This is a genomic window from Lentilactobacillus rapi DSM 19907 = JCM 15042, assembly GCF_001436255.1.
Lineage (GTDB): Bacteria > Bacillota > Bacilli > Lactobacillales > Lactobacillaceae > Lentilactobacillus > Lentilactobacillus rapi.
On the sequence record NZ_AZEI01000062.1, the window covers coordinates 24548 to 40084 of the forward strand.

Genomic DNA, 15537 nt, shown 5'->3' on the forward strand with positions numbered 1-15537 from the left:
TCAAGTGATATCGGTTACAATGTTGCTGCTATGGGGATCATTAATTTTCGTAAAGCCTTGATTGATATCGGATCGTGACAAGTGACTGATATATCAATTTAGATAGGCCTGGTGAATCCAAATGATGATTTTTACTTTATTTTACTTATTTTTATGAAAACTCCCTTCTGATTAATTTCACGTTCTTTCATTGTTTGAAAACTCGTTTTGATTTTGATCTTGAAGTCGAATCGATGCTTCCGAGAAACGATTAGCCTGTTATGACCATTTGTGGCGTAATTAAAAAGGCTCAGGCAAATTGATTTTTACCTGAGCCAGTTATATTGGAATTAACACTATTCAATCAGCACTTCAATACGAGGGCATTGGGTTGCCGCTCACGATTTTCGATCATCAACCTTCTCATCAATAATCGACTCAAAGCGCTTTCCCAAAAAGTCGCTCGACACGGTCTTATCCTTGCGCTTGATCAGGTAGCTGGCCAAGCCAAAGACCACCCAGATCGCGAGGATCACGTATTCAGCCGGCCAAACCAATGAAACTGGCGTCCCAGGAACCAGCGTCAATAAGGCCACTCCCAGCGCGACGACCCCACCAATTGTTGGTGCCACTAAATGCTGATTGCGAAAGCCGCCCTTTAATTTCGGGTATTTTCGGCGAATCTTGAGCAAACAAAAGGTACTGAATGACCAAGCCAGCGCAATTAGGAAGCCGCCCATATCAAGGAAATAAACCAGGGCACCTTTACCTAACCAGCCGACACCCAAAACCAATGCCAGCACTAACCACAAAGCATTTGTCGGGGTTCCGTACTTTGGATGAACCTTAGCAAATGCCTTGGGGAGGATATTCCCCCGAGCCAAAGAGAAAATCAATCTTGGCGCCGCTGCAAATAACGACAAGAAGCTGGTCGCCAATCCCAAGAATGAAATCATGTAGGCAAAGATGCTCAGGATTGGAAAGCCAGCCGCTTTGAATGCGTCAATGGTGCCCATTTGCATATTGGCCGTCTTTTCCCACGGGTAGACCCACGCCGAAGAAAGGAGCACCGAACAGTAATAGATCGCCGCAATCACGATTGATAAAACGACCACTAAACCGATCCGTCTGCGGGGAATGTTTGTCTCCTCAGCCATCACGGCGACCGACTCCCAGCCGGTTAGAAAGGTCATCGCCGGTAAAATAAATCGGAATACCGAAGACACTTTATTCTGCCCATTTGAAAATGCGGGCATGAAATTGCTGACACTCCCGCGGACAAAGCCCACGACAACCAGCGATAAACCCAACACCACCAACAATAGGAACAAAATAATTTGCACGTGTCCGGTCAATCGAGCCCCCAAATAATTGACCAGGAAAATGAGCAGCGTAAAGCCAACCCCAATCGCCAGTTCAGTTAAATGCACCCGCACACCGGCAAATGTATAATAGGGTCCCACTGCAATTTGCGGGAAAATCGTTGAAATCAGTAAACTGGACGCTGTCACAAAGAACGCCAAGATGCTCAGGTATGCCCCAAGGAGCGCCCAGCCGGCAAACAACGCTCCTTTCTTACCAAAGGCTGCATACCCATACACCACTTCACCGCCGGAACGGGAAAAGATGGTCGACAATTCGGCAAACGAAAGTGATACCAATACGGCCAAAGCAGACGCAACCAGTAAGCCAAAGATTTCACCACCAGCACCGTAAACTTTGAAAAATTGGCTGTTGGTGTAGATCCAGCTACTCCCAATAACCCCGCCGGCACCAAGTGATACCAAACCAAAAAAACTAATATTGCGTTTCAAAGATCCATCCATGAATGAGTCCTCCATCATGACCAATAAATTGCGAATAAATGTTGCACCGCTATTTTAACAGAGGATTGCCAGCTATAAAAGCGGTAACACTGGGAATCAGTCGATATACTAGTATGGAAGCCGAGCGACCGTTGCTCACAAAATCGGTCACCACATCCACGATCGCGTGACCAAGCACCCAGTTAACGCAAACATCTATTAATGTCGATACCAACAACAGGCGCGACCTAACTCGGGAAGGCTTCCCTTCTCGGATTTGGTCGTGCCTGTTCTTGAATATATTGTGAAAACAGCAATAGTTTGGATATATTTGGTCGCCACTAGCTAGCCAAGTGGTGCTCCGCAAAGCAGAAGCCGACAACCAAGAATCCTCAAAACCAGGATTTCTGTTGGCGGAGACTTAGGTGCTGGCTTCTATTTAAGCGCTTTGCTAGGCACGCTCATCCTCAAAGTTATCATTATGTAACGACACATTTGGCCGCCACTTCTTGCCAATCTGTTCCCACTGAAAATTTGAGCTGACCTTAATCTGCTTGTTCTTCTTATCCACTTCGGTAATCAAAATCAAGCGATGGTCGAATTCACTTCTGGTCCGTTGAATATCTGGCGTATCCAGTAATATTTTGGTGTTCTTGCGAGTGAATCCCCCAAGATCAATCAAATCGTAATCCATAAAATCCCCTCCAAAAAAGTGTGAGCATCGCTAAGGAGCCAAAAGCGGGCTAAAAGTGTCCCGAATCACAAATCCCGATTTTGGAGATTGATGATTGGGCCACTTATGCTCAGTTCCTGCTTAACGAAGCTGGCCTTAAATATACTTTCATTATAAGCAAAGCGGCCTGTTAAGCCCAAATTTGAAAAGTGTTTCGTTCTAGGCCAAAATCCTTATAGTAATTATTACTTGTTATTAAGGGATGTATGTTAGAATACAATCACGGTTATAGCCTCTAGTCCGCTTCATATCAAGGTATTTGGGACATTTTATCAATTCAATGATCATCACAATTGCGATTAATTGAACCGAATCGGAATCGTTTACTTCATTTTTCCAAATTGATACTAAAAAATGTCCAAAAATATTATTCCTAATCTTTCTTTCAAAACCCAAAAAGTCTGGAAACGCCTTTAACAATGTTGTTTTGTAAAAAATGCTCAACCGCTTATATATCAAGGGATGAATCCATTCCTGTAAGGTCTAGAACTAATTTGACCTACCTTATTAATTAGATGATAATTTAGTTGCTAGGGTTTATGATTACAAAGATTTGTGATTACCCCTTTGTATCATTTCATTGTGAAATCTCACGCATTTCACAAACTCAATTGACAGGAACAGGGGTGGGTTGTTACGGACTACACATTATTCTTCGAAAAAAATGATCAGTTGGCTTTTTCACTGCTGCAGAAATTCTTCGTCCGAAGAAATATGATTGTCACAGTGTCGTCAATTCTCGATACTCTGCCGATATCAGAATACAAGCTTAACCAACTGCTCACAACAATTAACAATGACCTCTCGCAGGTTCACTATACCAAAAGTCCCCAAATTACCTCACCCGATAAAAATGTCTTGAAAGGCGAAAATATTACCACAACGGTCATGAACGAGATGCGTCTCTTGTATCTCAAGCGGTCCGTTCTTTTTGCTTTGTTCCAATACAATTTCTTACAATCCAAGACCTTGTCCAAAGCGACCTTCATGAAGCAAAATTTTATTAGTAAAACCAAATTCTATGCATCAGGCGTTGAACTCAAACAAATTTTAAAGGATTCCGACTTTTATCACTCGCCGAACATCATTAAAAATCCTGAATATGTTCTCAGACTGCACATTTTTGAGTTTTTCTACACGGCGTTTAATGGCATCGACAGTCCGTTTGAAGACATGAATGTCAAAATCAATAACCTCATTATTCGGATTCAGGCTCAATTCTCATTTATTCTCAAGCCGATTCAAAAAAGCAAATTGGAGATCTTCCTCAAAATCTGGATTCTCCGAATGCAAAATGGCAATGACATCACTGACAAACTAATTTCACAAGACAACGTCCAACCTGATGTGATGGAAAAGCTCACCAGCATTCAAGCGTTCATTCATGAGCAATTTAACGTTGACATCAAAAAAGAAGAACTGAACTATCTGTATACTTTTCTGTTGACCCAGGAATACGTCAACGGCATCCAGCGGGTGTTAACCAAGGATGATTATCCCTTGGCCTACAAGCTCACCAACGATCTGGTTGATCAAGTCCGAACAGTGGGGATGCTCAACGACCCAACCAAGTTTGATCCAACCGATTTATATACCGCGCTCACCTGCATCCATTTGCGGTTCATCACGTTATACATTGAGCCAACCACATTCATTTCCTTGGAGCAAGTCAGCTTTTTCCAGCAAACCTATCCAATTTTCCATACAATTATCAATCATTACATCGAATATATCAAAACCAAGAAAATTATGAGCCTCAACAAGCGCGAATCTGCCAACCTTTATTTTGACTATATGTTTGCGTTCATTACGACTATTCCAAAAGATTTACTGCTGGACAAGGTTCATATCTGTGTCGATTTTTCTCAAGGCAGCATTTATAACAACTACATTATCAGCACGCTGGAAGGCTTCGCAAATGCCAACATTGTCATTGAATCCAACCTTTCCAGAACGACCGATATCTATTTATCAGACTTCTATTCCACGAGCGTTACCAAATCCCAAACCATTTGGCGTGACCCACCTTCACCTGATGATTGGGCCGACCTCGGGGACAACATTGTCCGTCTTAAACAGGATAAAGTGAAGAGCCTGGCAGATCAAAGTTCACCATTATCCAGGGAGGATCCTGACGATGGAACACCAAATACACACTTATAAAAAAGTCGTTTGGCTGGGGATGATTCCCCTGTTTTGGAGCGTCATCACCGCAACATCAATCAACGTTTCAGCCGATGACTTCTCAACCACACCTCAAACGACAGGAGATGCCGCTGCTTCGACAACTTCTCAAAGCCCTGATACTACTCAAAGTACAGCTGCTGTCAGTTCCACCAACACTGATGCGGCAACGGACTCAACCGCAACCCCAACGGCAACTGTCGACTCGGATTCCACCAACGTCGAAACGGCGGCAACCAGTGCAACGCCGACAACTCAGTCGATGGCTGCCAGCACAAGCAGTCCAGCTCAACCGGCCTCTCAGCAAGCGAATTCATCAGCCCAAGGGAACGCTACCTCGGCTTCGACAGCAACTACAGCTAGTTCGGCCGCTTCAGATCAATCAAGCAGCTCAACCAGTGCAGCAACGTCTGCAGCGAACCAATCCACTGTCTCAGCCAACGGCATCACCAATCCCGACAGCAACGTTTCAATCCCAATCACTGAGGATAAGGTCACTGAGTTGAACACCCTGCTCAATCAATATCTGACTAAATTCAACGCAGCCAACCAAGCTGATTATCAGCTGGTTAAGAGTTATCGGTTCACCAACAGCATTGAAAATGAGCTGATTGATCCGACAACTGATGTGACTGATGGTACTATTTTGTTCGATAACCTCAGAAAACTCCTGACAGATTTTACCAATGACAACCGGATTTATCTGCTTAAAAATTATCAGGGCGTCGATATTTCTTTTAATTTAACGACGAAAAATCATACCTTCACCAACTACGGCAAGATCCTGACGATTCCCGTTTACATCGTGAACACTGACGAAGACGGCAACCAAATCGGTGACCCGATCCCAGTGAGTGCGGCCGATAACGCTGGCCTGGAATATGGTGGCAGTTGGGCCACCAACTCGACGGACCTCGCTGGCTATCAGTTGGTAAGTTCCCCAACAAGTTCGACCGGCAAATGGGACGGCTCGTTTGACTATGGCTTGCTCAATGACAAGGGCCAGCTCATCTTGAAGTATGTCTACAAGAAAACACCCGTGACGCCGGTTACCCCGGTAACGCCCGTCAATCCTGATCCAGAACCCAGCCAGCCCGTGACGCCTGATCCACAACCAACGACGCCCACAACGGATGACCAAGAACCAGCAACCATCGAACCGGACACTGTCACACCAACGGTCACCAGTGAGCCTCAAACTAACCAACCTCGGCTAATCGAGGTTCCAAAAATGACTTTCAGACAGACCCAACCGGTTAAACCAAGCCCTGTGCTCACTACACCAGTGATTGCTCCAGAAGCCGGGATTGCGGTTGCCCCCGTCAAAACGATCACCCGAGCAGATCCATTTACCTTGATTGCCAAATACACCCTGCCGACAAAAGTTGCCGCACCAACGCAAGCAACGACGACCCAAGCGACTCGGCGATCACTGAAAACCAAGCCGCAAAAGGCCCAGGTCAAGCGAATCACGCCGGTTCTGGACGTTAACGTCCCTAATCCAATGACGGAATTAGCCAGCAACCTTAAACTGTCAGAAATCCAACAACCCAATCCTGACAAAATAACCAATCCAGTTCTTCAACCGAATCAAATTGTCAAACAGCTGCCAGGTGGCAACCCCGCTCATACCCAATTGGGTCAATTCTTCGCCATGCTGAGTGGCACGATTAATTTTGGCACCGCTGATAAGGAAAGAACCAATTGGCGGGAACCTTTCTCATAAAATTAACATTGGATGGTGACTCATGACCCATTATTTTATTACTTCTCAAATTGACGATTACACCTCCGCGATTGAAATCGCTGAAATCCAGCGTCTGCACTTATTTGACGATCTGGGTCAGCAAGCCTATATCGTCACCAAAAATCATGTCAGAAACGCTGCTGAGACTTGGCGCAAATTGGGAATTGCGGGTCGGGTCATCAACCTGTTTCAGTATTTTCAAGGGCGTCAACCAAGCGGAGAACCCATCGCTGACACGACTACTTTGATCAAGCAGCTCACCAATCTGCCGATCCACGACAATGTGGCGTGGGTTGATGGCAAAGTGCGGGTCCAAATCACGATGGCTGGCTCTGAAATCTATTACGTCGATTACATCGATCAGTGGGGCTTTACTGACCGCCGCGATTTTTACGAAGGCAACCGGTTGTCCTACTCAGAATATTTCGACGACAACGGTCGGCTCAATAGCCGGGCCTATTACGATCAGTCTGGCCAAGTGGTGATTGTCCTGCGCTATCACGGCGGAGCGAACAACCAACCCGTCCTGAGCTTGATCATGCTGACCCACGACGGCCGCCACTTGCAATTCGACGACCTCGATCAGTTGATGGCCTACTTCTTGGATTGCCTGGCCGCCGCCGATGATGACCCCCGTTTCTATTGCGACCGTGAGGACATTGCGGTCAAGCCATTCAAGTTAATGCAGCAGCCTGCCAAACGTTATGTGATCCTTCATTCCACCTTCACTGAAAACGCCCAACGGAACGGGAAATTTTACCCGTACGTCAAAATCATCTCAACAATGACTGACAAACTGACTGGCATTATTTCATCAACGATTAACGAAGCCGCTGACGTCCATGCCCGAATTCCGGGCACCAAGGCCTACACGGTCCCCGTCAGCTACCTGCCAAATGAGCGATTCAATGCCCATTTTGACTTTAGCAAACGCAAACCCTACCAACTTATTGCGGTGGCTCGGGTCACCAAATTAAAACAATTGGATCACATTATTGATATTACCCAGTCGCTGCACGAAATCTTTCCCTACATTGACCTCAAAATTTATGGCTACGAGGATTCCACCAGCGATCCGACAACCGTCAACCAGCTTCATCGTTCGGTTATCGACAATCACGCTGACTCCTTTATCCATTTCTGCGGTTACGTCCAGGATCTCACCACCGTGTATGAAACCGCCGACTTATTGGTGCTAACCAGCCAGTACGAGGGCTTTTCGATGGCCGTTTTAGAAGCGCTCGGTCACGGCTGCCCGGTTGTCAGTTACGATATCAACTATGGTCCGTCGGAAATGGTCAAAAATGGCGTCAACGGTCAGCTGATCAAGCCCGATGACACCAAGGCACTGTTTGAAACCATCAAGCACCTCTTGATGAACCGCGACCTGCTGAAAATAGATAGCGAGCAAGCAATGGTTCCACTGCACAAATTTTCGGAAGACGCCGTCAAGCAGGATTGGTTGCAAGTGATCAACGAAAAGTGACGGATGCCACGCCTAAAGCACAAAAAAGAAGCCCCGCGTGAACAGGACTTCCTATATAAAAGAACTATAATTTAACGATATTTGATAACCGCTTGCTGATCACAGCTATGGTGGTTATTTTTTGCTGGCTTTGATACAACTCAACACTAATCCGATTAACATGATATCCCTGCGGAACGCAAAAACACCGCCAGACATTAACATCTATTTAATTACTGGTGTACGTCATATGTAGTACAATACAGCGTAGAGGTGATTATTATGGCAAGAATTGAAGTTAGAATTGATGATGATGTCAAACAAAAAGCAGTTGCAGAATTAGCCAAACATCAGATTACGCTGTCAGCCTTTGTGAAAGCACAAGTGGCTACCGTTTCCTCGTTACTATTCAATGCCAAATGTCGAACAAAATAAGGCAATTCAAGAGATTGCTGATGATATTAAAGGCAAAAAAACATTGCCAGGCGCTACCAACTCGGATGAATTGGAGCGGCGATTAAACGAATGAAGTCAAATTATCCACCCACATCATTTTACCAATCCATCCCTCACAATCACCCCATCATGAACTTCCAATACCACGCGATTGCCGTCCTTCAAAACGAGTCGATACCCGTTCTGCTTAAGCGCTTTGTCAATTGCTTTGGAAGCATCGGTGAAGCTTGCCCTGATCGTTTTCAGGGCCTTTTTGTTTTGCTTGGGGTGTCGGCGCACGATCTTCAGTGCTTGCTGATAATCATGCTTTTTCACCTGGACCACGTAGGTTTTCTTGGCAGCATCAAACGTGACTGTCCCAATATCGTCCCGATACGTGTTCCTTAATTCTTTTAAAATCCCCTTTTCGCGCAATGCCTGCTTTTGCTGGGTGTTTTTTTGTTTGGCCCGGGCATTAAAATAGGTCGACCCCTTCAGCTTACCTGAAGTTTGGGTAACCTTACTCTGAGCAACCGGCTTGTTGTTCTGGGCATGAACATCGTAGGCCACGCTCACAATCAAGCAGCCCACGGCAACAATCGTCCAGAACGCCATCAAGCCAGTCGGCCCATCATGCGTCCCGGCCCAAATCCAAGCACCGATGCCAATCAGGGTTAAAATTGCAAACACAATTGCGATAATGGTGACAATCATCGACCGTCACCCCCACCATCACGAATTCCCTCAAAATTGAACATCCAAACTCCCCCTCACTTTGCTACTGGTACCTTCGTTGAACTTGTGGTCCACACGACGCTTTGCAGCCAGCGGCCAATCTTTTCAAGCAGTAACCTGACGTTGTTCTCGATGCTTAACCACGGCAGCCAGTAATACTGGTTCTTGGCGGGGTTGGCCGGACTCACCACGATCTGAAATAACGGTGTGGTGACTTCCGTTGAAATCGGCAGCGGCCGCAGTTGCCAGTCAATGCTCATGAAACGAGTCATCAAGCGTTGCTGCAGCACGCCGATCACGTAATCGTCCAACTTATTCGGGTAACTGACTTGAACGTGCTTTTGGGAGATAAAGGGTGCCAAATACCGGCTCAACACCTGCGTCATCTCGTCAGCGAACTGGGTCAACTCCGGAATGTCCTTGGTCAAAACGGCAACGATGTGCTTTAACTCCGGAATGGCTTCGACCTCATCGGGCTCATTAAGCTTAATCGCCGGTTGTTTTAGCAGAATCGCAAATTGAATCGATTCCATTAAATATTCATCAAGTTCTTCAAAATAAAGTGGTGATCGATAGACTTGCAGCCGCGTGATGACCGTTTTAACTACCAATTGGATCAAGTACGGCAGTACCGCTCGTTCCTTGGGTCGCACCAGCTTGGTGGTGTGGGTATCCACAAAATAGGGACTGTAAGTGACCATGTATTGCAGCCAATAGACCTCAGCCAAATTAAACTTAATGTTCTGAGACTTAGCCGGCAAGCTGGTAAATCGCATCAGTTCATTGCGTTTCGACTTGGGTGACGGTTGGGATTCCTGCGTCAAATACTTGTACTTGCTCAGTCGAATGGCGGTCACTTGTAAAAAGCGGGTGACCGCATGAGATTGTTTCACTTTGGCCGGTACTGATTTGGCCAGGGCCTGCAAGTAATCATCTTCATCCGCCGTTAATTTCAGATCCTCATTGCCCAACTCGCAAAGCTGCCAGCCGAAGATTCGGATGAGCCGTTCATCGCCCTGAAGCTCGTTGGTGCGCATGTTATAAGTCAAGTTATGGTCGGCTAACCACTTCACAAAGGGGGTCAGCCGAGTCAGGATCGTGGTGTTCCCAACCGGCAATAGTGGCTTGGGCTGCTCGCGGATCGCTGCTAACAGGCACCGATATGCCACTGAATTGCGAACCAACGTCTGGGTCAAGACCCGATCGATCCAATCGCATTGATCGACCAGCGCCTTCTTGGAAATTTTCTTGCCAGTAATGGCTTGATAGTTGGTAACCAGCCGACGATAGACTTGTTGAGTTGAGACGTAGGGCCACTTTAACAACTTGGACAACTCGGTAAATTCAACCCGCCGTTGCGAACGAATCGCTTCGATTAATTGAAGTTGCCGACGCTCAGGGTTGGTTAGCAGCATATCTATAAACATAGGGTCAACTTCTTTCTAAGAGTGGTTCAGTAGGCGTTTTGACCCCAGAATGTAAGGCAAACATCAAGTATTCCCGGTTTTGGGGATATTTGATGTTTGCCTTACATGGCAGGGGTCAGCCGTCTGAACCACATTTTATCAATGTAACAGTGGTGCTTGACTTTGGAATGATAGCTGTTTGCCTTACACGGCAGGAATCAGCCGTCTGAAGCATATTTTATCAATGTAACAGTGGTGCTCATTTACCAAAGACCCACCACTCCACAAAATCATTCAAACAAAATCACTAAATTTCTTTCCGTTTCTTAATTCCAAACAGCCCCAGCAGTCCAGCCAACGCAACACCAATCAAGGCAGCGATTGGTGAATTACTGTCACCAGTCTGTGGTAAAGTTGCGGCTTTTTCGACCTGTTGGTTCTCAGGCAACTTGTGATTCTGACCAGTCTGCCCGTTGCCACCAACAGTTGAACTTAGCTTGGTGACACCAGTGCCGTTCGTGGTATAGCGAGCAACCCGATCACGAGTACCGCGAGTCTGATTGCCGTTGACCTTGGCAGCCTGCCTAGAAGCCCCCGACTGGTTATTCCGAGTTGCCTTCTTGGTCGTCTTGGCCTTCTTAGTGGCCTTTTTAGCAGATTTCTTAGCCGTCTTCTTTTTCGTTGTTGTCGGCTTCGTCTTCTGATCGTTGCGATTAGTCGTCTGATTCTGGTCATTATTCCCAGAAACGGTTGCGCCGTTGTTGGTCGTTGAGCCGGCATTGTTGTTATTGTTGGCGTTATTACTTGGGGTGACCGAACCGCCACCATTGCCACCGTTACCACCACCGCCATTAACAGCGACATAGTGAATTGAACTGATGGCTCCAGGATTGGTGATGGTTGGCAAGACGTACCCGCGTGACGGATTCGTGCTGTCCACCAGGCCCAAATTGCCGTTAGGACCCACAGCGTAGTAGCCGCTAATATATGGAACAACCTGATTGGTTGGCGCACTGACCTTCGTTGGGTCGGTATGATCCACCACGTAGGTCACGCTGGTTACTTGACCACTTGGAGAAACGATGGCGTAGCTGCCGACCTTGTTATAAACGTATTTGATGGTCACGTTGGCGTCGCCGATCTTGCCGGTGGCGTTCGTTGGCATTGCGGTCAAATAATACCCATCAATATACTTAGCGATGGTCGTGTAGCTGTCACCCGCTTTCAAATGTTCGCCAGAAACGGGATCGGCCAGTTGCTTACCAGCTTCATCCACGTAGACTGCCTGCCATGAAAAATCGTTGGCAACAATCGTGAATTGACCAGCTTTCACCGTAATCGTGTAGTTCGGATTGGCCGCATCAGTCGCCGTGACGTTAATGGCGTAAGTGCCCGGCGTTTCACCAGCCACCCGGCTTACCGTATAAACTGGCTTCACCCCAGCCGTTGGCAAGCCACTGACCGTGGCCGTGAAGGTTGGGTCGGCTTGACCAGCCGTCTTTGAGGCATCATTAGCAGTAATTGTGATGGCGGCCTTATTGATAATCGCATGACCGGCCTGGGCAGTTGCCTGCACACCCTTGTTGGCATCGGTAATCTTCTTCAAACCAGCCGCGTTCAGCGTCACGCTGTAGCTGCCGGCATTGGCATTGACCTGGCTCCAGTCAAAGTCTGAATGATCAAACGTTGGCGTCACGACGTCAGTGCCACCAGTCAGCGTCACCTTAGGAACCGAATTGTCAGCCCCATTAAAATCAGTGGTGCCATCGTAAGTCTTAGTCACGTTGCCAACAGTCGCCAAGACGCTGTTCGGCGCAACAATAGTAAATGTCCCTTTATTAGCTGTAATGGTATAGTTCGGATTGTCGGTCGCACTGGCAGTCACCGTAATTGCATACTGACCAGGTTCCTCACCGGCAGCCCGACTAACCGTATACTTAACGTCAGCGCCAGCAGCGGGCTTCGTCACCGTTGCTGTCAACTTCGGATCCGCTTGCCCTTGAACCTTGCTGGCATTGTCGGGGGTAATCGTAATGGCTGCCTTGTTGATGGTCACCGTTCCGCTAGTCACATCGTTCGTTGCCAAAGTCGTGCCATCATTGGCATCAGTAATCTTCTTAATGCCGGCAGCGTTTAAAGTCACCGTGTATTGACCAGCATCGGGCTTCACCTGGCTCCAATCGAAATCAGCCGCCGTGAAAGTTGGGGTTGCCAATACGGATTTCCCACTCAAAGTGACGGTTGGCACAGCTTTAAAACTGGTCGTGCCATCATAAGGCTTGGTAACATTCCCAACTTGAGCTTTAATGGCCACCGTGGTTGGTGTCTTAGCAGTGATGGTTGCATGACCCACTGTGATATCTGTAGTAGCCAAGGTTGTATTAGCATTCAGTGCAGTAATCTTGGCAATCCCTTTGGCATTCAACGTAATTGAATAAGTACCAGGAGTAGCCTTAACTTGGCTCCAATCAAAATCATCCACCGTAAATGTTGGGTTCTTCAAACCAGTCTCACCGCTTAAAGTGACCGTTGGTACATCCTTGAAAGTAGTCGTACCATCTTCTAACTTGGTGACATCCCCAACCTTGGCTTTAATTGCCACTGTAGTTGGCGTCTTGGCTGTGATGGTTGCGTGACCCGCTGTAACATCTGCAGTCGCTAATGTCGTGTTGGCATTCAAAGCAGTAATCTTGGCAATCCCCGTGGCATTCAATGTAATTGAATAACTCCCAGGAGTAGCCTTCACTTGGCTCCAATCAAAATCGTCAGCTGTAAATGTTGGTGTCTTCAAACCGGCTTCACCACTCAAAGTGACCGTTGGTTCGTCTTTGAAAGTAGTGGTACCATCTTCTACCTTGGTGACATCCCCAACTTGAGCTTTAATGGCCACTGTGGTCGGTGTCTTAGCAGTAATGGTGGCGTGACCCGCTGTGATATCTGCGGTCGCTAAGGTTGTATTAGCATTCAAAGCCGTAATCTTGGCAATCCCGCTCGCGTTCAACGTAATTGAATAACTCCCAGGAGTAGCCTTTACTTGACTCCAGTCAAAATCGTCTGCCGTAAATGTTGGGGTCTTTACCCCGGCTTCACCACTCAAAGTGACAGTTGGTACGTCCTTGAAGGTGGTCGTGCCGTCCCCCACCTTGGTAACATCTCCAACTTGAGCTTTCAGTGCAGTCACTGCGGGCGTTGCGGCGCTTTTCCAATGATTGATGACAAGCTGCATTGTCTTGCCACCTAAAATACTGCTTAACTTGGTGGGGCCCTCTGTACTTACATATGTAAAGTTAGGTACAGAACTCTTGATGGTTGGGTTAGCGATCTCTGTGCCAACCTTACCAACATAATAGGTCGTATCCGAATTTCCACTAGGCGATACTAAATTGTTAACGCTGGCACCGTTATCGGTTTCGGGGTTGGTTGGATCAACCACAAGTCCAGCATTATTCAATAAATCCCCTGCCTTAATCCGTGGACCCACATTCTCTGTAAAAATTGGATTGTTATATTCATCCACGTTAATGATCAAAGCAAACGATGTGTTGTCGGTCGATTGCTGCTGATCGGAATTAGTCCGAAGATTGCCACTCGTAATGTTTCCAAGTGCCTGAACAGCGCCGAAGTATTCCGCTGCTGCGAGCATTAGATCGGCGGCGCTGCCCGAAGTGTATTCTGTCTGCAACTTTTCCCAATAGGGTAGCAGACTATTGTAATAAGTAATAGTAGGTGCTTCGTAGAACGGTTCCGTTTTGATCGTGCTGCCATCTTGGGTAATATCAAGTGATCCCAATCTTGTTTTAATGGCACTCTTGGCTGCGGCTAAAAGCTCTGCATCATTGTAGCCCTTTGTACCGTAATATAGTTGCACGGGATCAACCACATTCCGAAAGGCCTTGGTTAACCCTTTAGAGTCCATCTGATTCAGGACAGATTGATAACTGGCATGATTATTGGTCGAAACGACCAGATCGCCGTACTCATCAATCTTGGCTGTCGTATCTGCTGGTAAGACAATCTTATTCAACGCCTGCTCAGAATCTGACACTTGTTGAGTGTTAACGCCATTCTTGTCTTCAAGGAGCATCTTATTGGCAACGTCCAATTCCGTGCGCATGCTCTGAAGCAGTTCGTTAGCTTGATTCAAGGTCGTCTGCATCTGAGCTAACTTCTTGGGCAACTTCATTGAGGTTGTTGCCTTGACTTGCTTTAATTCACTGTTGACGTGGGCTTGAATTGCATCCAACCCAGAATCGTGAACCACAGTATCGTCACTCTTGGCGTTGGCTTGTTGAGCATCTGCCTTAACCACTGCATTAACATTGTCCGCGACTTTTTGAGCCTGAGCCGTAATTTTTGCGGCCTGCTTATTGAAGTCCGTTGCACTTTTTACTTTAGGCGTCGCAATTTTTTGAACGGTTGCCTTGACTGCAGTGACATTGTTTTTTGATGGACTTTGACTTGTGGCAACCTCATTATTCGTGCTTTCAGTATTTACCGAAGTGGCCGGCGCGGTCGAACCTGTACTTGCCTTCACCGCCTGAGTTGCACTAGTGGTTGCGGTCGTTGTCTCGTTCGCCGCATTGTCAACAGTTGCCTGGTCGGTTTCAGACTCATCCTGTGTATTCACAACAGTTTTGGTTGCAACCATCGCAGTTTGTGTGCTGTTTTCTTGATCATTATTTTGATCATCCTGCTGGACATTTTGAGTTGCTGTTACAGCAGAATCATTAGTTGGTTGCGCCTGATCATTAAGTGTATCCGCATGCGCTGTTGTGATATCTGGTGCCATTAGGCCAGGAACCCCGTGAACCTGAGCTTCATGCACCCCTAGTAATAACGCAACGGTTGTCATCCCTTGAACAACCCATTGCTTCTTGGCCTTATAGAGCTTATATCTGGTCACACTAGGCTCTGTATCTGTAATCTGATCATATTGATACCGTCTCATATCATGACACCCTCTATTTCATCGATTTTCAAAATTACCCTCAGTAATATTGGATTAGTGTTCTATGTGTTCCTATATATTAGGAAGAAATCTATATCAA

General features: G+C 46.8%; 9 protein-coding genes. 4 read left to right on the forward strand and 5 right to left on the reverse strand.

All coding sequences use genetic code 11. The annotated features are described in order from the left end of the window. Positions 1–377: 377 nt before the first annotated feature. Complete coding sequence (locus tag FD12_RS07260) at positions 378–1805, reverse strand: APC family permease (protein WP_054748256.1); 1428 nt, start codon at positions 1803–1805, stop codon at positions 378–380. A 430-nt stretch (positions 1806–2235) separates the two neighbouring features. Continuing rightward, positions 2236–2478: a hypothetical protein gene (locus FD12_RS07265; protein WP_054748258.1), complete on the reverse strand. Its 243-nt coding sequence runs from the start codon at positions 2476–2478 to the stop codon at positions 2236–2238. Between the two features lie 753 nt (positions 2479–3231). Between FD12_RS07265 and FD12_RS07270 the strand changes: the two genes are divergently transcribed. The 4 genes from FD12_RS07270 (at position 3232) to FD12_RS13895 (ending at position 8348) form a co-directional block, all read left to right on the forward strand. Further along, the gene (locus tag FD12_RS07270) at positions 3232–4680 is read left to right on the forward strand and encodes a helix-turn-helix domain-containing protein (RefSeq protein ID WP_146985931.1); all 1449 of its coding nucleotides are present in this window, start codon (positions 3232–3234) and stop codon (positions 4678–4680) included. Next, positions 4655–6427: a MucBP domain-containing protein gene (locus FD12_RS07275; RefSeq protein ID WP_056982378.1), complete on the forward strand. Its 1773-nt coding sequence runs from the start codon at positions 4655–4657 to the stop codon at positions 6425–6427. The genes FD12_RS07270 and FD12_RS07275 overlap by 26 nt, the downstream gene beginning before the upstream one ends. A gap of 22 nt (positions 6428–6449) precedes the next feature. Further along, the gene (locus FD12_RS07280; RefSeq protein WP_054748266.1) at positions 6450–7934 is read left to right on the forward strand and encodes a glycosyltransferase; all 1485 of its coding nucleotides are present in this window, start codon (positions 6450–6452) and stop codon (positions 7932–7934) included. A gap of 261 nt (positions 7935–8195) precedes the next feature. After that, positions 8196–8348, forward strand: a complete 153-nt coding sequence (locus FD12_RS13895) for a hypothetical protein (RefSeq protein WP_156404074.1) — start codon at positions 8196–8198, stop codon at positions 8346–8348. Positions 8349–8462: 114 nt separating this feature from the next. Here the strand turns inward: FD12_RS13895 and FD12_RS07285 are convergent, their stop codons facing one another. The 3 genes from FD12_RS07285 to FD12_RS07295 form a co-directional block, all read right to left on the reverse strand. After that, the gene (locus tag FD12_RS07285; protein WP_054748268.1) at positions 8463–9062 is read right to left on the reverse strand and encodes a hypothetical protein; all 600 of its coding nucleotides are present in this window, start codon (positions 9060–9062) and stop codon (positions 8463–8465) included. Positions 9063–9118: 56 nt separating this feature from the next. Next, positions 9119–10510, reverse strand: a complete 1392-nt coding sequence (locus FD12_RS07290; protein WP_056982379.1) for a hypothetical protein — start codon at positions 10508–10510, stop codon at positions 9119–9121. Between the two features lie 286 nt (positions 10511–10796). Continuing rightward, positions 10797–15437: an MBG domain-containing protein gene (locus FD12_RS07295; RefSeq protein WP_056982380.1), complete on the reverse strand. Its 4641-nt coding sequence runs from the start codon at positions 15435–15437 to the stop codon at positions 10797–10799. Positions 15438–15537: the final 100 nt, after the last annotated feature.